Below are 20,501 nucleotides of genomic sequence, written 5' to 3' on the forward strand. Positions count from 1 at the left end.
GTATGCAATTTTGTTTACGTTTGTATTCAAAATGTAAACAAGTATACAAATATGTGTACATGTTGGTGTATAAGGATGTGTGCAATATTGTTTACAAGTATACGGAAAGTGTATACAATGGAGGTACAAGTTTACATTTTGTTTACGTTTTTACGCTTTGATTACTTTTTATTTCCTCTCATTGATTAATCTCTCAATCTGAATTACTCTTAAAATAACAGCTCTATATTATGGAGAATGAAAGGATTGAATGATTTGACGAATTCAAGAATTGCAGCAGTTGACGTAGGTAACGATTCTATTAAAGCAATCTTTGGGAAACTGGATTCAGAATTAAACATACCGAATGTTATTGCGAGAGATGTTGAGGACCGTCCGGTTATCGGAATTGAAGAACTTGACAGCAAAAATCCGCTTGAAGGCATACATATTAGAGTTCACTCCCCTGCTTTGAAGGAAAACAATACGATTTACCGTGTGGGACACCTGGCAACAAAAAGCGACAACGCTACTGAATTGGATCCGGGCAGCAGCAAATCCGAAGAAGATCAGACATTAGTTATGCTTTTCACTGCTTTGGCACTGGATGCTGTACAGAACGGCGGTTCCACTGGCTTTAAAAAGTCCGGTAATGTGATCGATGCAAACTACACACTTGGCACAGGACTTCCGCTTCGTGAAGTAAAGGAAGGCAAGGATGCGGGCTACCGTTCCAAGCTGCTGGGCTCTGTCCATCAGGTTGAGTTCCTTGTAACACCGAAATACCAGGGGCAAAAAGTAAATATCAAGTTTGAAGAAATCAAGGTTTATCCTGAAGGATTTGCTGCTTACATCAACCTTGTAATGGATAACAACTTAAACATCATTAATAAGGATTTAATTGATAAGCGTATTTTAATCCAGGATATCGGCGGATTATCAACGGATATTGCTGTCATTAAAAACCGCAATGTAGATGATGATAAAGCGCAGGGATTCAACCTTGGCGTGTCTGAAGCGCTTGAATCCATCCGTGAAGAGATTCGTTCGAAGCATGGCGTTGAGCTAGACAGCCGCACAGATGTCGTGGAAATCATCACGAAGAAAAATGACCGCAATCATATTATGGTTAAAGGAAGCCGTACAAGTGTACATGATATTACAGACCGTATCCTGCTTGACCTGGCGAAGAAGCAGTATCGCCTGCTCCGCAATGTTTGGCAGAAAAACTCCCAGACGGAAATCTGCTATTTCGTCGGCGGAGGCTCAATTGTTCTAAAAGATTATCTGAAAACATTAAATAACAATCTGGATGGTTATAACATTGACTTCTTCGAGGATGAAAAAGAAAGCATCTGGATGATGGCAAATGCTTATTACAAGCTGATCTCAGATTTTTCAAGAAGAACGAATAAAGATAAGGCAGACCAGGATAAGAAACCTGTAAAAGCCAACTAGGGTGATTTTTCATGAGTAAAGCTTCCTCTTCTGAAATTAAGAGAGGACAATCTATATCCTTTCGGGTACCATCTGACACACCTGATCATATTCTGAAGCATCTGCAAAAGCTCAAGGAAACCGAAAAGCGGAATTTTTCGAGCAAAATGGCCGAGTTTGTGATGCAGGGAGTCAGCAGTTCACAATCAAAAGACCGGGAAACCATCACCATTCCCCTTCCTAAGGGGTTAAGTAAGGTTCAACGCGACTGGCTAAAGCATGAGCACTCAGAAGCCTTGCTTGGCAGCATCATTTATCAGCTGATTACGGACCCGGTGCGGGCAACATCCCTGCTGGCGTCCTTGAACAGCCGCTCTTCTGATATAGATGAAGCTCTATATCTGCAGGAGGAGTCGAGACCTGCTGTGAATCAGTATGATTCGGCAGCTGCAGCTTTAGAGGAAGATGGAATGGCAGAGGCAGATTTGGATATAGAAGATGATCTGCTTGACTTTGATTGGGACAAAGCTAAACAGGAACAGCAAGAAGAAACTGAAGAGGAAAGCGAAGAGGACCTGGATACTCTTCTTGGCGGCTTTCTTGCACATATGAATAAATGAGTTTGAGGAGAGTTTCAGTGATGAGACTCTCCTTTTTTGTATTTTGGAAGAAACTGTATTAAAGTCTGTTTTAGATACCGCTTATTCGATAAAACTAGAAAGAAGCAGCGTCAAAGTTCCGGATAGAAACCACTTATTATATAAAACCAAAAATAAGCTGCATCAAAAGCCCGAATAGAAATCACTTCTCCGCCAAAACGCAAAAAAAGCAGCTGCAAACCCCGGATTTACCAACAAACCAAGTTCCCGCACCTCAAACAGCAGCCCCTCTTCCCAGTAACGAAGCAGACCATTTTATTAAAGTAGTGTATTTGGAAGCCGAATTTCTGGGTAATTTACACGTATAGCCTATATTGAAACGAAAAGGAGGAATTTCAATTGAATTATGATTGCCTGATTGTTGGAGGGGGTATTGCAGGACTCCAGGCTGCCATTCAGCTGGGCAGATATAAACATAAGGTTCTGGTGCTTGATTCCAATGATGGGCGTTCCACGATATGCAAAAGCTATCATAATATCTTAGGCTATCCGGATGGTGTGAGCGGCCCGGAACTCCGGGAGATTGGGAAAAAGCACGCGGAACGCCTTGGAGTGGAGTTTGTTAATGAAAAAGTGGAGCAGGCAGAAAAGACTGATAGAGGATTTGAGGTTTCATCCCAAAAGGGCAATAAATATAAGGGTAAACGGATTTTACTTGCAACGGGTATTATGGACAGGATGCCGCCCTTTCCCGAATTAATGCCCTGTCTCGGCATTTCTGTCTATGTCTGTCCTGACTGCGACGGATATGAGGTAAAGGATAAACGCACCATTGTGCTTGGCTCAGGGAATGCCGGAGCTAATATGGCATTAACATTGTCTTATTGGACAAATGATCTAGTTTTTATCAATCATGAGAAAAAGCCGGCAGATCAGAAATTACTGGAGAAAATGAAAGAAAAGAATATTGAATACCTTGAAGAATCTATAAGTAAGGTACTCGCAGACGACGAAAAATTCAATGGTGTACAGCTTGAAAATGGTGAAGAAATTACAGGTGACAGAGGATTTATCGCTTTTGGAGGAAACGAAGTAAAATCTGATCTGGCGAAACAGCTTGGTGCAGAGCGCCTTGAAAATAAGCATATCCTGACAGATCCCCGCTCAAAAATGACAAGCATCAAAAATGTTTGGGCAGCCGGAGATGTGGCTGCCCATTCGGAACAAGTAACGATCGCAATGGGGGAGGGTTCTCAGGCTGCTATTTGGATCCATAAATCGCTGCTTCAGAACAAAAATTAACCAATTGTGGTTTGAACATAGAATTTAAAGGGTATATATTGGTTTATTTCTGTACACTTTTCTCATATAATAGCCTATAAGCTATTAAATAGAGAAAGGTGTATGCATTGAAGAAAGAAAGCTTGGATCTAGTCGTTCGGGAGTTACTGGAGAGATCGGGGAGTCTGGCAGAGATTAAATTAGAGAGTCATTTTCCGGGAAATCGTATAGCTGGCGGAAAATACAGCATGGGAACACATACCGTAACCTTATATATGGAAGAGATTAAGAACCAATGTCATCAGCTTTTTTCTTCTGCTGATCGTTTCTTGGACTATTTCACTGTTGTGTTTGCTCATGAGCTTGGCCATGCAGAAGATGCAGAGCTGGAGGAATTGGCCAATCATCTTGATTCCTGCATAACAGAGCAGGAGCACTTCCTTACAGCATTGAAAATTGAGGAGAATGCATGGGCATTTGCTGAAAAACTGCTGCCGGATATGGATAAAGCCTTCATGCAGAAAATCATCTATCATTCGTTAAAACCATATCGGGAGCAGCTTCAAGTGGAGCCAGCCTGACAATATATAAGAAAGCCGCAGTCCAAATGCTGCGGCTTTTAAATTTTTACCAGATTTTATATTCTGGAATCTTGATAATTGTCTAGCTCCATAAGGAACGCTTCGACAGCATCATCATGGCTCGTCAAAAGCGTTAGCTTTTAGGAGGAGCGCCTGCCCCTCGAGGTGTAGGGGGTGGGCAAGGCGCTTCCGCTTTTCTTATTTGTCCTGAAAAAGGGTATTGAAAAATCCAATTGTAAGCGTTACACTTATGTAGTAGTATGCAAATGCTTAAAAGCAGGCAGCTTTTTTTATGGCTCTTAATGCAAACGTTTGCGCACCAACCGCGATAATAGAAAAGAAATTTATATAAATTGAGGGTGTTAACATGAAGAAGGTTTGGTGGAAAGAAGCAGTAGGCTATCAAATTTATCCCCGCAGTTTCCAGGACACAAACGGAGATGGAATTGGCGATCTTCAGGGAATCATTCAGCGGCTAGATTATATTAAAGGATTAGGGATCGATGTCATCTGGATTTGCCCAATGTACAAATCCCCTAATGATGATAATGGCTACGATATTTCAGATTATCAGGATATCATGGAGGATTTCGGATCGATGGAGGATTTCAGCCAGCTGATGGATGAAGTTCATAAGCGAGATATGAAGCTGATTCTTGATCTTGTCTTGAACCATACAAGTGACGAACATCAATGGTTTATCGAATCCCGTTCATCCAAGGAGAACCCGAAGAGGGACTGGTATATTTGGAGAGACGGAAAGAATGGCAAGGAACCGAATAATTGGGAAAGCATTTTCGGCGGGTCAGCATGGGAATATGATGAGAAGACGGAACAGTATTTCCTGCATGTTTTTTCAACCAGGCAGCCTGATTTAAACTGGGAGAACAAAGAAGTCCGTGAGGCTTTATATGATACGGTGAACTGGTGGCTGGATAAGGGAATCGACGGTTTCCGGATTGATGCCATCAGCCATATCAAAAAGCGAGCCGGCCTGCCTGATATGCCGAATCCGAAGAAGCAAAAGTATGTTTCTTCCTTCGATATGCATATGAACCAGGAAGGCATTCACGCATTCTTAAAGGAATTTAAAGACCGCACATATGCGAACTATGATGTAATGACAGTGGGGGAAGCAAACGGAGTTACCGTGGATGAAGCTGATCTTTGGGTTGGTGAAGAACAGGGTAAAATGGATATGATTTTTCAATTTGAACACCTTGGCCTTTGGGATGCGGAAACCAATCCGGAGGTTGATATTGTCGAGCTGAAAAAAGTTCTTACCCGCTGGCAGAAAGGCCTGGAATCTGATGGATGGAACGCCCTATTTATTGAAAACCATGACAAGCCTCGAGTTGTTTCAACATGGGGAAATGATGAGGAATACTGGCACCAGAGCGCAACATCCATGGGTGCCATGTACTTCCTGATGCAGGGAACGCCATTCATTTATCAGGGACAGGAAATCGGCATGACCAATGTCCAATTCCCATCCATTGAAGATTATGATGACGTAGCCGTGAAAAACCTTTATCGCCTTAAAAAAGAGGAAGGCATGTCCCATCAGGAAATCATGGATATTATCTGGGCCTCTTCCCGCGATAACAGCCGTACGCCTATGCAGTGGTCTTCCAGGGACAACGCAGGATTCACAACAGGCCAGCCATGGATGAAGGTCAATCCGAACTATAAGGAAATCAATGTGGAAGTCCAGTCGCAGGACCAGGAATCCATCCTTTCGTTCTATAAAAAAATGATTCGATTGAAAAAAGATAATGAAGTCTTCACCTATGGCCAATACGATCTGCTTCTTGAAGAAGATATGCAAATCTATGCCTATACACGTACATCAGATGATGACAAGGTAGTCGTCATTACAAATCTTTCAACAGAGGAAGCATCTTTTGAAGCTGAATTTAAGCTTTCTAATAATCAGCTTTTATTGAATAACTACCCGGTTGAAACGCATGAAGATATGGATTCATTTACGCTTAAGCCTTATGAAGCCCGTGTTTATCGATTGAAATAAGCTTTGTTCGCAGGATTCCTTTTAGGGATCCTGCTTTTTTAATAAGTCTGATCCTTTTTGAAATCATCCCAAAATGCTAAAATGAGAAAAATAACCAATGGAGGCGCAGGCAATGGCAAAGGGTAAAACAAATGCAATGCGTATGCTGGATTCTCAGAAAACGGAGTATGGACTGATTACATACGACAATCAGGACGGGAAAATCGATGGGGTTTCGGTGGCATCGAAGATTGGCAAAGATCCTGAAGCTGTCTATAAAACCTTAGTTGCTCAAGGCCACAGCAAGCAGATCTACGTGTTCATCATTCCCGTGAAGGACGAGCTGGACTTGAAAAAGGCCGCTAAAGCATCCGGCGAAAAGAAAGTCGAAATGATTCCGGTCAAAGATATCCAAAAGCTGACCGGCTACATCCGCGGCGGCTGCTCCCCGGTTGGAATGAAAAAGCAGTATCCCTCTTTCATCGATGTAAAGGCAGCGGAGCTTGATCTGATCATTGTCAGCGGAGGCAAAATCGGCATGCAGATGGAGCTCAAAGCGGAAGATTTACAGAAAGCAATCGGAGCTAATCTTGCGGATTTAATAAAATAATGAAAGTGAAGAGTGCTGAATCACCATGATTCAGCACTCTTTTTTCCGAAAAAAGTATAAAATTTTGAACGTCGATAATTGTCTAGCGCAAGCAGCCTGCCCCCGACAAGCACAAGCCAATCCTCCCAAAAAGGCTTGTCGGGGGTGGTTAAGGCGCTTTCGCTTTTCTAAATAGGCTTTCACCCATCCTGCTCCCTTTGCATATTGTAAGGTGAAAATGCATTTCGAAAGGAAGTGTAAGAGTGGCTGGGAAAATATTAAAATACTTCGCCGGGGGGAATACAGCCCGGGGATTTCACAATTTATTCGAATCGAACCTGCAGGGGCTTGATCGCTTATTCATTTTAAAAGGCGGCCCTGGAACAGGCAAATCATCCCTGATGAAAGCAATCGGAGCGGAACTGTCCGAAAAGGGCTATGACCTTGAATACATTTATTGTTCCTCTGACAGTCAATCAATCGATGGTTTGATCATTCCTTCTTTGAAAGCAGGCATTGTCGATGGAACAGCACCGCACGTGATAGAACCAAAAGCACCCGGCGCGGTCGAAGAATATATCAATCTCGGAGAAGCCTGGGACTCAAGGGCTCTGGCTGCGAGTAAAGAAGAAATCACTGTACTGACTGGTCAGATCAGCAATTCCTTTGCAGCGGCCTATGACACGTTTGCAGAAGCACTGAGAATCCATGATGAATGGGAAAAAATCTATATAGAAAATATGAATTTCCAGAAGGCGGATGAATTGACCAAGAAGCTGATCTCCACCTTCTATGGAAAGATGAAATTAAATAAGACACCAACTGTAAAACATCGTTATTTAGGGGCAGCCACTCCAATCGGAGCGGTGGATTTTGTGCCGAATCTTACGGAGGATATTCCCAAAAGGTACTTCATAAAAGGGCGTCCGGGTTCCGGCAAGTCAACCATGCTGAAAAAGCTGGCAGTCGAAGCTGAAAACCGCGGATTTGATATTGAAATCTATCATTGCGGGTTTGATCCGCACAGCCTGGATATGATCATTGTACGTGAGCTGGGCCTCGCTATATTCGACAGCACGGCCCCGCATGAGTATTTTCCGAATCGTGATGGGGATGAAATCGTCGACATGTATGAAATTACGATTAATTCGGGCACAGATGAAATTTACGCTGAACAGCTAAAGGATATCAGCACCCGTTATAAAAATAAAATGACCGAAGCCATATCCTATCTGGCACGGGCAAAAACCCAGCGGGACACGCTGGAAAAAATCTATGTCAACGCCATGGACTTTACAGTGGTTGACCGGATCAAAGAGAAAGTCCGCTCTGAGCTGCTGCTGATTTCAGAGAAAGTCTAAATCAGGAAACGAAAGGAGCTTCAAAAATGGATTATACAAACTATCCGTTTTATCCATATATGTATGACCAAAATGAACATGGACGCATTTTTCCGGGCGGAGGATCGGGAGGCGGGTTCAGCATTCCAGGTTTTCCAGGCGGAGGATCAGGAGGCGGGTTCAATATTCCAGGTTTTCCGCCGGGACCTCCTCCAGGAGGGGGCGGCGGCTTTGGGCCTCCGGGACCTCCACCAGGACCTCCGGGCGGTGGAGGAGGCCCAGGGGGGCAGGATGGGCCTCCATCAGGGCCGCCGCCAAGCTTCACACCTCAGATGCAGCAGGTCAGCACGTTTGCTGTTGATCCTGGCGCCATAAGAGGCTGCCTATTCCGCTATACGTTTGTATGGCTTCAAAACGGTAACAGCTTCTGGTTCTATCCAACCTTCGTCGGCAGAACTTCTGTGGCTGGCTGGCGCTGGAGAAACTGGCGCTGGACCTATTATGGAACTGACTTGAGAAGAATTCGTTCTTTCCAATGTTTTTAAAATAAAGAGCTAATAAAAAGAGGTATCCCGCTTGAGGATACCTCTTTTTCTGAAGAAACAGCGCTTGTTACACTAATTCTTCAGCCACCGCAGCTTGATAATCTGCCAGGATTTTAATATATCGGTCAGTAAAGCAAGTTTATCGGTTAAAATGCTGATATATCGGTCAGCTACCCAAGCATATCGGTCAGTTTCTCAATATATCGGTCACTTCCCGTCATATCAGCTTTTAGCATGAACCAGATAGCAAAACATTTAGAAAAGAATATGCGCAGCCACCACAATTACCGGCAAAGTAATAAGTGTTCTTTGAATAAAGATAATAATCAGATCCCATAATGTTACCGGGATTTTAGAGCCAAGCAAAAGGCCGCCAACCTCTGACATATAAATCAGCTGGGTAACGGATACAGAAGCTACGATAAACCGTGTCATTTCGCTTTCGATGCCTGCACCGATTACAGAAGGCAGGAACATATCAGCAAACCCGACCACTAGTGTTTCAGAAGCAGCTTTTGCTTCCGGCACCTGCATTAATTCAAGCAAAGGTATGAACGGCATTCCTAAAAATGCAAAAACAGGAGTGTACTCCGCGATAATCAGAGCCAAGGTTCCCAAAGCCATGACAATAGGGGCTACACCCATCCACATATCCAGAATGTTTTTGGCGCCATCCTGGAAGAAGGCTTTCAAGCTCTGGTTTGTTCTTGCTTTAGAAACAGCCTGTTTAAGTCCCCAGCTTGCTGGAGTATGTCCTTCAGGGATGCTCTCATTCAGTTCTGCCTCCTGGCCGTTATAATACGTATCAGGCTTCCTGGAAAGGGGCCAGATTCTAGGGCTGATAATGGCGCAAATGAAGCCCGCTGCTGTGATGGTCAGATAAAAAGGCACAAACATATGGCCAAGATTCACCTGTGAAATTACCACAAGGCTGAAGGTAATGGATACTACAGAAAAGGTTGTGCCAATAATAGCTGCTTCCCTTTTCGTATAATAGCCTTCTTCATACTGCTTACTGGTCAGAAGAACACCAATGGTACCATCGCCTAGCCAGGATGCCACACAGTCAATTGATGACCTTCCAGGCAGCTTAAATACCGGACGCATGATTTTCGTTAAAAGCGCGCCAAAAAATTCGAGCAATCCGAAGTTCAATAGCAAAGGCAGGAACAGCCCGGCAAATAAAAAGACTGAAAACAGGATCGGCAGAAGGTCATTTAAGAGCAATCCTCCTGTGTTTTCAGACCAGATCTGTTCAGGACCGATTTGAAAAAGGGTAATAACAGCAAAAACAGCGCCTATAAATCTCGCTGCAGCCCAGATATAGGGAACGTCAAATAAGTTCTTGAAAAAAGGGCTTTTTTCGATAAAAGCAGGCTTAGCGAATTTTGCAAGCAATGTACCCAATAATGTAATGACAATAATAAAGGTCATGATTTCAGGAAGATAGTCTGAGAGCAGGTTTTGGATCCAGCCTGAAAAAATGGCTATGGGAATTGTAATATCTCCTTGATATTTGATCGGAACCATGAACAAGCTGATTCCAATTAAAGACGGTATTAGAAATTTTATCAGGTCTGAAGAAGAATGCTTCTTTCTGGATGCATCAATCAATATATTCACCTTTTTCTTATATTTATAAGCCAAATGTTATTTTAATTCATAACCCCTGAAAAAGCCAACCCTTTCTCTTAAATTCCACTGTTTCCCTTCTTTTTAAACTTCTAAAACAAACTTATTTTTACGCTCCCATATTATGTTAAAATATAAAATAATCAAAATAATTAAAAAGCGGGTGTGCGGATGTTCAGGATTCGGTTATATTGGACCTTCACAAAGAAGGCCTTTCTTCGATCAGCCGTTTATCGGTTTGATGTATGGTCGCGGCTTGGCTCAAATCTTATTTTTTTGCTGATGTGGGGCTCGATTTGGACTGCTTTATATGCCGGGAGGGAAGAAGCTGGCGGCGTCAGCTTTGAGTCCATGCTGACTTATATTGTCGTCAGTCAATTTTTATCCGGAGTAAATGGGGCGGGCACCCCGCTGTGGGAAATCCAGGAGAAGGTCCGGACAGGAGATATTTCCCTGGAATTAATGAGGCCGTTTGATGTGCCGCTGCGTTATCTTTTTGCCGACTTTGGAAGTGTGGCCTTTTACATACTGACAGCACTGCTCCCTTTATATACAGTCATGTTCTTTTTTATGGATTTGACATTGCCTTCAGCCTGGGAGACTTGGGCTTTGTTCATCGTATCAGCTTTAATTGGATTCCTGATTCGCTATTGCATTGAAATGTCTTTTGGGCTGCTTTCCTTTTTTCTCGTTGAAACGGGCGGCATTGTCGATGTCTTTTACTTTGCCATGTCCCTTCTTTCAGGATCAGTAATTCCTCTGTGGTTTTTTCCGGGCTGGCTGGAGAAGATGGCACTTTACTTGCCGTTCCAGGGAATCTATTACATACCAAATGCGATTTTTATTGGCAAAATCTCTGGTGAGGAGATCCTGCTATCCCTGGGTGTCCAATTATTTTGGGCTGCTGCCAGTTATCTGCTATTAAGGTTTGTCTGGAATCGCGCATCCCAAAAAGTAGTGGTGCAGGGGGGATAGAGTGTGAGTGTTCTAAAATATTTCGATTTGTACTTCAAGCTCATCTCTGCAGGTGTGAGGGCTCAGTTGCAGTACCGGTTTGCCTTTGTCATGCGGATTGTCGGGCTCATTACATCTTATACAGGCACTGCTGTCACCATGTGGATCATGCTATATCAGTTTCAGGAACTGGGCTCATGGACCTTTTATGAGATGCTGTTTCTATTTGCTGTTGCTGTTTTATCCTGGGGATTCTGCATCATTCTCTTTTTTCATTTCAGGGGGTTGGACACCTATATTTTAAACGGCACATTTGACCGCTTTCTTGTCAGGCCCATCAATCCATTTTTTCATTTCATGGCGATGAAGTTTGACGTGGCCTCATTTGGGCAGTTCATCTTCAGCATCGGCATTTTTATTTGGGTCAGCTTTGAGCTGCACCTGGATTGGACAGTTGGAAAAAGTTTATTTCTGCTGTTATCTGTGGTGGGAGGCATCCTCATCCAGGGCGGTCTGCTTGTCATGATATCTGCCCTCGCTTTCTGGACGACGAAATCGGAGCAATTTTACTGGGTGGCCATGTTTCCTGCCCGAAATCTGACCAATTATCCTTTGGTCATTTATCCGAAAGCCGTCCAATGGTTTACAGCCTTTGTCGTTCCATTCGGTTTTGTGAACTATTTTCCCGCGGCTGTGCTTCTGGAAAAGGAAACGCCGTTTTTCCCGGAGAATATCGGTTATTTGTCGCCGTTTGTCGGCATCGTCTTTTTTGCCGTAGCTTATTCTATTTGGATGCTTGGTTTAAAGAGATATAAGAGTACAGGTTCATGACATAGTTTAGGAGGGCTGGAATTGCCGATTATAGAGGTTGAAAATTTAATGAAGGACTTTATGATTGCCAAGAGGGAGACAGGCTTTCTTGGCGCAGTGAAGAGCCTGGTTAAAAGAGAACATATTAAGAAGGAAGCAGTGAAGGATATCAGCTTTTCGATCGGAGAAGGAGAAATGGTGGGCTATATCGGACCGAATGGCGCCGGAAAATCAACCACCATCAAAATGCTGACGGGCATTCTTGTCCCAAGCTCAGGAAGTGTGAAGGTAAACGGCATCATTCCCTATGAAAACAGGCAGGAAAATGCCAAGAATATCGGAGTGGTATTCGGCCAGAGAACACAGCTTTGGTGGGATCTTCCTACGATCGAATCGTTTGAGCTGCTGAAGGAAATCTATCAGGTTTCGGATAAACGGTATAAGGAAAACATGGACACCTTTACAGAGATATTGGGGCTGGATGAATTCCTGAATACACCGGTCCGCCAGCTGTCGCTTGGGCAAAGGATGAGGGCTGATATTGCCGCATCTCTGCTGCATGACCCGCCAATCCTATTTCTGGATGAACCGACGATTGGCCTGGATGTCGTCGCCAAGGAGAAGATGAGGACTTTTATTAAAGAGATTAATAATGAGCGCAAAATCACCGTCATTTTAACCACCCATGATATGGAGGATATCGAAAAACTCTGTGAGCGGATGATTCTCATTGACCATGGGCAAAAAGTTTACGACGGGGAAATCGAAGTGGTAAAAGAGCGTTTTGGCAAAACGATGACACTTATCGTTGACCTGGAGGAATCATCTCACAGCCTTCAGCTTAAGGGCGGTGAGGTGTTTAAAGAAGAAGCAAGCCGCTTCTGGATCCGATTTAACCGGGATGAAGTGTCAGCATCGGAAATAATTGCCCAAATTACCGAAACACATAATATCAAAGATTTAACCGTGGAAGAGCCTGCAATCGAATCGATCATCAGCCGCATTTATCAGGAGGGCTATCAGGAACTGCCTGAAACGGTCAAGGTGTAAGTTGCAGCACTAGCAAAAATAGGCTCGGCTAATATGTCAATATTTTCTGAAAAATTTATATACTGTAGAGAGGTGATCAAATTGATTCTATATTTGCTGGGCTTTTGTGCAGTATTGCTGGGTGCAGGAATGTTTGTGGACTGGTGGCATAAAAAGCATGGAATTGACGATTTTGACCCTGAGGAAAATGAAAAGCATGTATCTGAGTCAGAGAGAGCCTACATTGAGTCTTATATGCATAACATGAAAAATGATCATCATAACGGAATGTCATAAGAAAAGCGGAAGCGCCTTGGCTACCCCCGACACCTCGAGGGGGTAGGTGCTCCTCGCTTTTAGTCGTGCGATGATGATGCTGCCGAAGCGTTCCTTGTGGAGCTGGACAGCTATCAAAATTCATAAATTACACATTATCTCATAATAGAAGAGCATGGCGGATGCCATGCTCTTTACCTTTAAAATAATAAAAAACCTATTGAAATAATCACGCCGCTGACCAGCAGGGTCAGAACGCAGAATCCCATGATATCTTTTGCCTTTAAGCCTGCAATGGCGAGTGCCGGCAGCGCCCAGAAAGGCTGGATTAAGTTGGTCCAGGCATCGCCCCATGCGACAGCCATGGCTGTCTTAGGGATGGAAGCCCCCATTGACTGAGCGGCCTCAAGCATAATGGGTGCCTGAACAGCCCACTGGCCTCCTCCGGAAGGAACAAAGAAGTTCACAAGCCCCGCGCTTAAAAACGTGAAGAAATGGAATGTGTAATCATTCGAAATGCTGACAAACGCTTCGGACATAACCGCTGCCAGCCCTGAGGCAGTCATCATGCCCATGATTCCGGCATAAAACGGAAACTGAATAATAATTCCGCTGGCCCCTTTCACTGCATTAAGGACAGCTTCGAGGAACCTTTTAGGTGTTCCATGGAAAAGGATGCCCAGGAACAGGAATAAGAAATTCACGATATCAAGGTTCAGGTTAAACCCCTTTGAAGCGAAATAATAAAATAAGAATACAAGTCCAAAAATTCCGGCGAGCAATGAGATGATGCGGCTGTTTTCCAGGCGTTCAGCAGGTGTCATTGCCCCTTTTTCAAGTGAAGCTGCCTGGATGTCTTCTTGAAGAAGAGCAGGGTCGACCACAATGGTCTCCTTTTTAGACGGCATCATAAAGCGGTTTACAAAAGGCAAAACCAATAAAAGTGCGACGACAATAAAAATATTGAAGCCGGCAAAAATGGTCTGGTCAGTAGAGATGACGCCAATCATATCTTCAGAGAAGTGTCCAGGTGTAGCAATGGTCAATGGAATCGAACCGGAAATTCCTCCGTGCCAGACAACGAAGCCTGAGTAAGCGCTTGCAATCAACAGACGATAATCTACATTTTTTACTTTTTTGGCAAGCTCTTTAGCAAATAAGGCGCCGATCACGAGACCAAATCCCCAGTTAATTAAGCTTGCAATCATTGAGACGAATGACACAATAAGGATGGCCTGGCCGGGTGACTTGGCTAATGATGCCATTGCACCTAACCCTCTTTTAAAGATCGTGCTGCTGGCCAATACATGACCTGTGACTAAAACCAGCACCATCTGCATGGAAAAAGTCAAGAGGCCCCAAAACCCATTCCCCCAATGCTGAACCATCTGATAAGGTCCATTATCTGTAAAAATCAAGCCTAATCCAAAAACCGCAAAAGTTAGGATAATAACAAATAAAAATGGATCCGGCAAATACCGCTGCATAATGCGGTTAAAGAAAGAAACCAGTACTTTCATGATGCAACCCCCTAAAAAATATATTTCTCGAACCTAGTATATTTTCTGTAAAATTCAATTTATTCCTTCTTTTCTGAAATAAATCTTGTCTAAAATGCTTTGACCCTTTAAATTTGGAGAGTATACTTCCGAAAAGGAGAATTGGGACATGGACGTTAAAATAGTGAAAGCGGCAAGCGGGGAACAGGACATCATAAGAAACCTGTATGCATTCTATCTGCACGATTTAACAAAATACACTGATGCATTGGAAGTAAATGAAGACGGCACATTCGAATTTGATGCCTTCTCATTAATATGGGACAAAGAAGGCATTGAACCATACCTCATTAAAGCTGATGACAAACTGGCAGGATTCCTGCTGCTTTTACGTGCTCCTTTTCTAAAAAAAGCAGATTACTGCATCAATGACTTTTTCCTATACAACTCGTTCAGAGGGAAAAAAGTGGGACAAGCTGCTGTCGAACTGCTTTTTAGTGACTATAAGGGTACCTACTATATCGAGCAATTAAAACGAAACACGCCTGCCGTCCGCTTTTGGCAAAAGGTGTATCGTGATTATCAATTTGATGTTCAGGAGACTTCCAGAATGGAGGATGGAGAAGAATGTGTGGGGCAGTTGGTAAAGGTGAAATGATAATTTATAAAACAATCCGAACCTGGTCCTAATACGGACTTATAAGTGAAAAAACAGACCTCCTTTTACAGAGGTCTGCCCCGTTATTTTTTCTGCCTGACAGGAATCGTTTCCTTGCGCAGCATTTTCAGCAGCGATACGCACATGAATATCAGAATGATAGTGAACGGAAGTGCCGACACCAGTGAGGCTGTCTGCAGGCCTTCGAGTCCGCTGCTTAATAGCAGGACTGCGGCAATGGCTCCCATTAAAATGCCCCACACAATTCGCGGGAAAAGCGGCGGTGTCAAAGTGCCATTGGCTGTCATAACACCCAAAATATACGTTGCTGAATCGGCTGATGTAATTAAGAACGTGAGAATCAGCAGAATGGAAAGCACAGAAACCAAAAAGCTGAAAGGCAAATGGTTATAGGTTTGGAATAAAGCAGAAGTCACATCGCTGTTAACGGCTTCAGCAATCTGCGTTCCGCTGAATAAATCAAAATGCAGTGCTGTTCCGCCAAATACGGCAATCCATACAAGCGCGATAAGCGGAGGAACGATCAGGACGCCTATCACAAATTCGCGGATTGTTCTCCCCCTGGAAACCCGGGCAATAAAGGCTCCGACAAAAGGGGACCAGGCAATGGCCCATGCCCAGTAAAAAATGGTCCAGTCGCGGATCCATGTTCCTCCCTTGTAGGGGGTCATTCGCAGGCTTAAATTAATAAAATTCGAAATATAATCCCCAATTCCGAGTGTAAAGGTATTTAAGATGAACACCGTTGGGCCGGTAACCAGAACGAAAATCATAAGGAGAAGTGCCAATCCAAGATTTAAGTTGCTCAAGTATTTGATGCCCTTATCAAGTCCTGTCGAGGAAGACAGAAGAAATAAAGAAGTCATTACCGCAATAATCAGAATTTGAGTCATAGTACTCTGCTCAATTCCGAATACAGCGTCAAGTCCCCCGTTAATTTGCAGAATGCCCAGTCCAAGCGAGGTTGCAACCCCCATGACCGTTGCAATAACAGCCAGGATATCAATGATCTTTTTCAGCAGAACAGGATCCTTTTTCTTGCTGAATAAAGGAGTTAAAGTCGTAGAGACCAATCCGTTTTCTTTCTTTCTAAATTGGAAATACCCCATTGCCAGTCCGACGATCGTAAATACAGACCATTGGCTGACACCCCAGTGGAAAAAGGAGTAGCCCATCGCCTCGCGGGCAGCATCTGTAGTTAAAGGATCCATGCCCTGTCTTGGCGGGGTGAAATAATGGCTCATTGGCTCGGCAATCCCCCAGAAAACCAATCCAATTCCAAAGCCTGCGCTAAATAACATCCCAATCCATGTGAAAAAGGGATAATCCGCTTTATCTTCATCATTCCCAAGCTTGATGCGGCCATATTTGCTGATAGCCAGAAAGATACAGAATAAGACAAAAAACAAGACCGAAATTAAGTAAAACCAGCCAAATGCGTATGTAGTAAAATCGAAAGCTTTTGTTGCAGCACTGGCAAACAAATTTGGAGCCAGGGCTCCCAGTAACACTAATAGCGTTATAACAACGGCTGAAACCCAAAATACACTGTTAATACTGCCGGATTTATCATTCAATAAAATCCCCCCTAAAGTAGTCAATCACATTTGTATTTTGGTCTTCTTTTCTGTCTAATCATTCATTGGGATTTGTAAAATGCAGGCACAACTCTATAAAATGGAATTAAATAGAAGAGGGAAAGCTGTCCAAAAACGGAGAAAGCAACAAATCTCTACAGTACCTTACCCTTAACATGATGACATAAACCTGCATTGATGTAAAAAGGAGTGCTTATATGGATACCCAATTATTAAGAGAGCTTTTTGAAAAAAACAAAGACGCAGAAAAAGCAGTCCCCATGCAAAACTATATGAAAAACCACTTTTCCTTTCTGGGAATTAAGGCACCTGAAAGAAGAACTCTATTAAAAGAATTCTTCAATAAGACAGGCCTGCTGAAGAAGGAGTTTAATCCGGAATTTGTGGAAGCCTTATGGGACATGGAGGAGCGTGAATACCAGGCTTCCGCCCTCGATTACATTGGAAAATTCACCAGGAAACTGGACAAAAACCATCTGGCATTAATCGAAAAGCTGATCACAACAAAATCCTGGTGGGATACCGTTGACATGCTGGCCACCCATGCAGTAGGTGCCATCGCGTCTAAAAACCCGGAAGTCATCCCCGAAAAAATAGAGGGATGGGCAACCAGCGAAAATATGTGGCTCCGCAGGACAGCCATTCTTTTTCAGCTAAAATACAAAACCAGCACAGACGAAGACCTGCTATACCGCTACATCATGCAAAACAATGACAGCAAAGAATTCTTCATCCAAAAAGCCATCGGCTGGGCGCTCAGGGAATACTCCAAAACAAACCCTGAATCAGTTAAAAGGTTTATTGAATCAAACACACTTGCCAAATTGAGCATTAGGGAAGGGAGTAAATATTTAGGATAGATTCCTGGGAAAGAGCAATTATTTAAAATAACCCAAAGAACATGTTAGAATGGCAAATAAGTTTTTCAGTAAAAATACTACAGCCAGAAGGTGAAATGATAATGATCAAATGCATTGCCAGTGATATGGACGGTACCCTTTTAACCGCCACACAGAAAATCACGCCTGATAATATCGAGGCCATTAAAACAGCACAGGAAAAAGGAGTCGAAGTAGTCATCGCAACCGGGCGCTCCTACTTCGAAGCAAGCTTCGTCCTCGATGAAGCCGGCATCTCCTGCCCGATTATTTGTGCAAACGGGGCAGAAGTAAGGGCTGCAGATGGAAAAGTCGTATCCTCCAACCCGCTCGACAAGGACCTGGCGAAAAAAGCGGCCTATATCCTTGTGAAGAACAACGTTTATTTCGAGGTATACACAAACCAGGGTACATATACAATTGATGAAGACCGCGGCGTCTCCATCATTGTCGACATCTTTTTAAGCGGAAATCCTGAAGCAGATATTGATGAAGTGACAAAAGCTGCCGAAGAAAGATTTACAAAAGGGCTGGTGCGAAAAGTGAACAGCTATGACGAACTTTTCAACAGTGACGAGCACCAAATATACAAGCTGCTTGCCTTCTCATTCGAACCGGATTTTCTCGTATCCGCCAAAGAAGACTTGCTTAAGCTTGAAGGTATGGCCGTAAGTTCATCAGGGGATGAGAACCTGGAGCTGACAAGTGTGAACGCCCAAAAGGGGATTGCCCTTGAAGCTTTTGTAAAAGAAAAAGGCATTTCACTTCTGGAGACAATGGCAATTGGCGATAATTATAATGATTTGTCCATGTTCAAACGCGCAGGAAGATCCGTTGCCATGGGCAATGCCGACGAAATAATAAAAGCACAATGTGATGCTGTGACATCTGCAAATGAAGACAGCGGTGTTGCCAAGGCAATCCGGGAAGTCCTGAAGTAAAATTCAAGGGGGATGAAAGCTGGATGAAAAAGGTGTTAGGTGCAGGTTTGCTGGTTTTTGGTCTGCTGACTGGCTGCTCAAGTACCGGCGAGAATGATAGCGGGAAACAGGTTGAGGATCAGGAGGCCAGCCTTCCTGCCGGTGAAGAGCCAAAAATACTGGCAGATGAGCTTGATATTCCCTGGTCCATTGCCAGAACAGGCGAAACCTTTTACATGACGGAAAGACAGGGCAGCATTGTAAAAGTGGAGGATGGCAAGAAAGAACGTCAACAGGTTGAGCTTGCGAAAAAACTTTCTACTGCTTCCGAAGCTGGCTTGCTTGGATTTGTGCTGGCACCTGATTTTTCACAATCAAACGAAGCATATGCCTATTACACCTATGAAAACACCTCAGGTCAGTTTAATCGTATAGTGACTCTCAGGCTTCAAGAAGGAACGTGGAAAGAGGAGAAGCTTTTGCTCGATAAAATCCCGAGCGGGCAGTTCCACCACGGAGGCCGGCTTGAAATTGGCCCTGACGGAAAGCTTTATGCTACTGCAGGCGATGCTGCCACTGATCCTGAAATTGCTCAGGATGTGAATTCTCTGGGAGGAAAAATCCTAAGAATGAATTTGGATGGAAGCGTCCCGGGGGATAATCCTTTCAGCGGATCCTATATTTATAGTTACGGCCACCGCAATCCGCAGGGGCTGGCATGGGCTGAGGATGGGACTTTATATGAAAGTGAGCACGGTCCATCGGCCAATGATGAAATAAATAAGATCCTTCCCGGTAAAAATTACGGATGGCCCGTCATAAAAGGGAATGAAACGAAGGAGGGCATGGAATCGCAGCTGTTTACCTCCGGTGATGATGAAACCTGGGCTCCTTCCGGGATGGCCTATTATAAAGGCAAGCTTTACACTGCCGCCTTAAGAGGCAATGCCGTTCTTGAATTTGATCTGGAAACAAAGAAAGTCAGGAAAATGGTTTCTAACTTAGGAAGAATCCGGGACGTCTTTATTGAAGGAGATGTGCTATATTTTATCAGCAACAATACGGACGGACGCGGCAATCCGCTTGATAAGGATGACAAACTTTATCAAATTCGGTTATTGGATATATAAAAAGAGCCTGGCAGCAGTGCCAGGCTTTAGTCTTTGGCTGAAAGGCCGTGCATAATAAATTGAATGGTCCGTTCGGTTTCCTTTTCATCATCCCAATTGGCTTCAGGCAAGAGTAAATACCTCGCAATTAAATAGCCGAAAATGGAAGTAAAGGTCATTCTTACTGCGCTGTAGGCTGGAATCTCAATAATCTGGCCTTTTTTTTGATAGTATTCGACCAATCCGGCAAAGCGTTCAAACACCTTCATGGCAATATGCTCTTTAAATTGTTCCTTCAGTTCCGGGTGAAACGGAATTTCCTGTATAAGAATTTTTATCAAAGAGGCATTGTTTTTAAGAAATTCAATCCGATTCTCCATCATAGCCCTTAAAAAATCTTCATACCGCTCGTATTTATGATCAATTACTTTGTAAAGATCCTTGATGACAAAGGGAGCAATCAGCTTTGCCATCATAGGGGAAACAATCCCCATCAGTAAATCCTTTTTTGTTTTATAGTGTCTGAAGATAGTTCCTTCGGCCACTCCAGCCTTCTTGGCGATTTCGCTTGTCGAAGTGGCTGCAAATCCTTTTTCGGAAAACGATTCAATCGCAGCCATGATAATTTTCTTCTGCTTCTCCGTAAGTTTTTCTTCTTCCTGAAATAACTCTTCTAAAATGGAATCCTGCTCTGGCATGGTTAACTCCTTTATACGTGCAAAATCTATAGCATTATTATAAAGGAATGAAATTGCAAA

At 43.5% G+C, this 20,501-nt stretch carries 20 protein-coding genes; 16 read left to right on the plus strand and 4 right to left on the minus strand.

Going from position 1 to position 20,501, the window contains the following annotated elements:
- Window positions 1-255: 255 nt before the first annotated feature.
- The 8 genes from ACEQ1T_RS19815 to ACEQ1T_RS19850 all read left to right on the plus strand — a co-directional run bounded on the left by ACEQ1T_RS19815 (window position 256) and on the right by ACEQ1T_RS19850 (window position 8,359).
- Entirely contained in the window at window positions 256-1,437 is a 1,182-nt protein-coding gene (locus tag ACEQ1T_RS19815) for a ParM/StbA family protein (RefSeq protein ID WP_152539667.1), read from the plus strand.
- 11 nt (window positions 1,438-1,448) lie between these two features.
- On the plus strand, window positions 1,449-2,036 hold the full coding sequence (locus tag ACEQ1T_RS19820; protein WP_206840908.1) for a hypothetical protein: 588 nt from the start codon (window positions 1,449-1,451) through the stop codon (window positions 2,034-2,036).
- A gap of 378 nt (window positions 2,037-2,414) precedes the next feature.
- On the plus strand, window positions 2,415-3,317 hold the full coding sequence (locus tag ACEQ1T_RS19825; protein ID WP_370224386.1) for an NAD(P)/FAD-dependent oxidoreductase: 903 nt from the start codon (window positions 2,415-2,417) through the stop codon (window positions 3,315-3,317).
- Window positions 3,318-3,415: 98 nt separating this feature from the next.
- Entirely contained in the window at window positions 3,416-3,877 is a 462-nt protein-coding gene (locus ACEQ1T_RS19830) for a hypothetical protein (RefSeq protein WP_370224387.1), read from the plus strand.
- A 367-nt stretch (window positions 3,878-4,244) separates the two neighbouring features.
- Window positions 4,245-5,906: an alpha-glucosidase gene (locus ACEQ1T_RS19835; protein ID WP_370224388.1), complete on the plus strand. Its 1,662-nt coding sequence runs from the start codon at window positions 4,245-4,247 to the stop codon at window positions 5,904-5,906.
- A gap of 112 nt (window positions 5,907-6,018) precedes the next feature.
- Entirely contained in the window at window positions 6,019-6,495 is a 477-nt protein-coding gene (gene ybaK / locus ACEQ1T_RS19840) for a Cys-tRNA(Pro) deacylase (protein WP_370224389.1), read from the plus strand.
- A 242-nt stretch (window positions 6,496-6,737) separates the two neighbouring features.
- Entirely contained in the window at window positions 6,738-7,835 is a 1,098-nt protein-coding gene (locus tag ACEQ1T_RS19845) for a PRK06851 family protein (RefSeq protein ID WP_370224391.1), read from the plus strand.
- Window positions 7,836-7,861: 26 nt separating this feature from the next.
- Entirely contained in the window at window positions 7,862-8,359 is a 498-nt protein-coding gene (locus ACEQ1T_RS19850; RefSeq protein ID WP_206840897.1) for a hypothetical protein, read from the plus strand.
- Between the two features lie 255 nt (window positions 8,360-8,614).
- Here ACEQ1T_RS19850 and ACEQ1T_RS19855 read toward each other — a convergent pair whose 3' ends face one another.
- Window positions 8,615-9,889 carry a YjiH family protein gene (locus tag ACEQ1T_RS19855; protein ID WP_370224423.1) on the minus strand — a complete coding sequence of 425 codons (1,275 nt, stop codon included), beginning with the start codon at window positions 9,887-9,889 and terminating at the stop codon, window positions 8,615-8,617.
- 273 nt (window positions 9,890-10,162) lie between these two features.
- On the opposite strand from ACEQ1T_RS19855, the gene ACEQ1T_RS19860 reads away from it, so the two are divergent.
- From ACEQ1T_RS19860 to ACEQ1T_RS19875, 4 genes are all read left to right on the plus strand, one after another.
- Complete coding sequence (locus tag ACEQ1T_RS19860) at window positions 10,163-10,966, plus strand: ABC transporter permease (RefSeq protein ID WP_370224393.1); 804 nt, start codon at window positions 10,163-10,165, stop codon at window positions 10,964-10,966.
- A gap of 3 nt (window positions 10,967-10,969) precedes the next feature.
- On the plus strand, window positions 10,970-11,776 hold the full coding sequence (locus tag ACEQ1T_RS19865) for an ABC transporter permease (protein ID WP_206840891.1): 807 nt from the start codon (window positions 10,970-10,972) through the stop codon (window positions 11,774-11,776).
- Between the two features lie 21 nt (window positions 11,777-11,797).
- Window positions 11,798-12,805 (plus strand): ATP-binding cassette domain-containing protein, encoded by a 1,008-nt coding sequence (locus tag ACEQ1T_RS19870; RefSeq protein ID WP_370224394.1) that lies wholly within the window; start codon window positions 11,798-11,800, stop codon window positions 12,803-12,805.
- Between the two features lie 72 nt (window positions 12,806-12,877).
- A complete protein-coding gene (locus ACEQ1T_RS19875; RefSeq protein ID WP_162271992.1) occupies window positions 12,878-13,081 on the plus strand; it encodes a hypothetical protein in 204 nt (67 codons plus the stop codon).
- Between the two features lie 179 nt (window positions 13,082-13,260).
- Here the strand turns inward: ACEQ1T_RS19875 and ACEQ1T_RS19880 are convergent, their stop codons facing one another.
- Complete coding sequence (locus ACEQ1T_RS19880; RefSeq protein WP_206840887.1) at window positions 13,261-14,580, minus strand: short-chain fatty acid transporter; 1,320 nt, start codon at window positions 14,578-14,580, stop codon at window positions 13,261-13,263.
- A 148-nt stretch (window positions 14,581-14,728) separates the two neighbouring features.
- On the opposite strand from ACEQ1T_RS19880, the gene ACEQ1T_RS19885 reads away from it, so the two are divergent.
- Entirely contained in the window at window positions 14,729-15,217 is a 489-nt protein-coding gene (locus ACEQ1T_RS19885) for a GNAT family N-acetyltransferase (RefSeq protein ID WP_370224396.1), read from the plus strand.
- Between the two features lie 83 nt (window positions 15,218-15,300).
- Here ACEQ1T_RS19885 and ACEQ1T_RS19890 read toward each other — a convergent pair whose 3' ends face one another.
- The gene (locus ACEQ1T_RS19890; RefSeq protein ID WP_370224398.1) at window positions 15,301-16,815 is read right to left on the minus strand and encodes a BCCT family transporter; all 1,515 of its coding nucleotides are present in this window, start codon (window positions 16,813-16,815) and stop codon (window positions 15,301-15,303) included.
- Window positions 16,816-17,033: 218 nt separating this feature from the next.
- On the opposite strand from ACEQ1T_RS19890, the gene ACEQ1T_RS19895 reads away from it, so the two are divergent.
- The 3 genes from ACEQ1T_RS19895 to ACEQ1T_RS19905 all read left to right on the plus strand — a co-directional run bounded on the left by ACEQ1T_RS19895 (window position 17,034) and on the right by ACEQ1T_RS19905 (window position 19,764).
- On the plus strand, window positions 17,034-17,696 hold the full coding sequence (locus ACEQ1T_RS19895) for a DNA alkylation repair protein (RefSeq protein ID WP_206840881.1): 663 nt from the start codon (window positions 17,034-17,036) through the stop codon (window positions 17,694-17,696).
- A gap of 101 nt (window positions 17,697-17,797) precedes the next feature.
- The gene (locus ACEQ1T_RS19900; protein WP_206840880.1) at window positions 17,798-18,655 is read left to right on the plus strand and encodes an HAD family hydrolase; all 858 of its coding nucleotides are present in this window, start codon (window positions 17,798-17,800) and stop codon (window positions 18,653-18,655) included.
- A gap of 23 nt (window positions 18,656-18,678) precedes the next feature.
- Window positions 18,679-19,764 carry a sorbosone dehydrogenase family protein gene (locus ACEQ1T_RS19905; RefSeq protein ID WP_370224401.1) on the plus strand — a complete coding sequence of 362 codons (1,086 nt, stop codon included), beginning with the start codon at window positions 18,679-18,681 and terminating at the stop codon, window positions 19,762-19,764.
- Between the two features lie 26 nt (window positions 19,765-19,790).
- On the opposite strand, the gene ACEQ1T_RS19910 is transcribed toward ACEQ1T_RS19905, so the two are convergent.
- Window positions 19,791-20,441: a TetR/AcrR family transcriptional regulator gene (locus ACEQ1T_RS19910; protein WP_206840876.1), complete on the minus strand. Its 651-nt coding sequence runs from the start codon at window positions 20,439-20,441 to the stop codon at window positions 19,791-19,793.
- Between the last annotated feature and the right edge of the window lie 60 nt (window positions 20,442-20,501).

Origin of the sequence: Cytobacillus sp. (genome assembly GCF_964223445.1) — a bacterium.
In the GTDB taxonomy this organism is placed as follows: Bacteria; Bacillota; Bacilli; order Bacillales; family Cytobacillaceae; genus Cytobacillus.

What these genes read in the sequence shown, in the direction of transcription:
- ACEQ1T_RS19910 (WP_206840876.1), bottom strand. Translation starts at nt 20,441, where the DNA reads ATGCCAGAGCAGGATTCCATTTTAGAAGAGTTATTTCAGGAAGAAGAA.
- ACEQ1T_RS19885 (WP_370224396.1), top strand. Translation starts at nt 14,729, where the DNA reads ATGGACGTTAAAATAGTGAAAGCGGCAAGCGGGGAACAGGACATCATA.
- ACEQ1T_RS19835 (WP_370224388.1), top strand. Translation starts at nt 4,245, where the DNA reads ATGAAGAAGGTTTGGTGGAAAGAAGCAGTAGGCTATCAAATTTATCCC.
- ACEQ1T_RS19855 (WP_370224423.1), bottom strand. Translation starts at nt 9,889, where the DNA reads ATGGTTCCGATCAAATATCAAGGAGATATTACAATTCCCATAGCCATT.
- ACEQ1T_RS19905 (WP_370224401.1), top strand. Translation starts at nt 18,679, where the DNA reads ATGAAAAAGGTGTTAGGTGCAGGTTTGCTGGTTTTTGGTCTGCTGACT.
- ACEQ1T_RS19880 (WP_206840887.1), bottom strand. Translation starts at nt 14,580, where the DNA reads ATGAAAGTACTGGTTTCTTTCTTTAACCGCATTATGCAGCGGTATTTG.
- ACEQ1T_RS19820 (WP_206840908.1), top strand. Translation starts at nt 1,449, where the DNA reads ATGAGTAAAGCTTCCTCTTCTGAAATTAAGAGAGGACAATCTATATCC.
- ACEQ1T_RS19895 (WP_206840881.1), top strand. Translation starts at nt 17,034, where the DNA reads ATGGATACCCAATTATTAAGAGAGCTTTTTGAAAAAAACAAAGACGCA.
- ACEQ1T_RS19860 (WP_370224393.1), top strand. Translation starts at nt 10,163, where the DNA reads ATGTTCAGGATTCGGTTATATTGGACCTTCACAAAGAAGGCCTTTCTT.
- ACEQ1T_RS19900 (WP_206840880.1), top strand. Translation starts at nt 17,798, where the DNA reads ATGATCAAATGCATTGCCAGTGATATGGACGGTACCCTTTTAACCGCC.
- ACEQ1T_RS19850 (WP_206840897.1), top strand. Translation starts at nt 7,862, where the DNA reads ATGGATTATACAAACTATCCGTTTTATCCATATATGTATGACCAAAAT.
- ybaK (WP_370224389.1), top strand. Translation starts at nt 6,019, where the DNA reads ATGGCAAAGGGTAAAACAAATGCAATGCGTATGCTGGATTCTCAGAAA.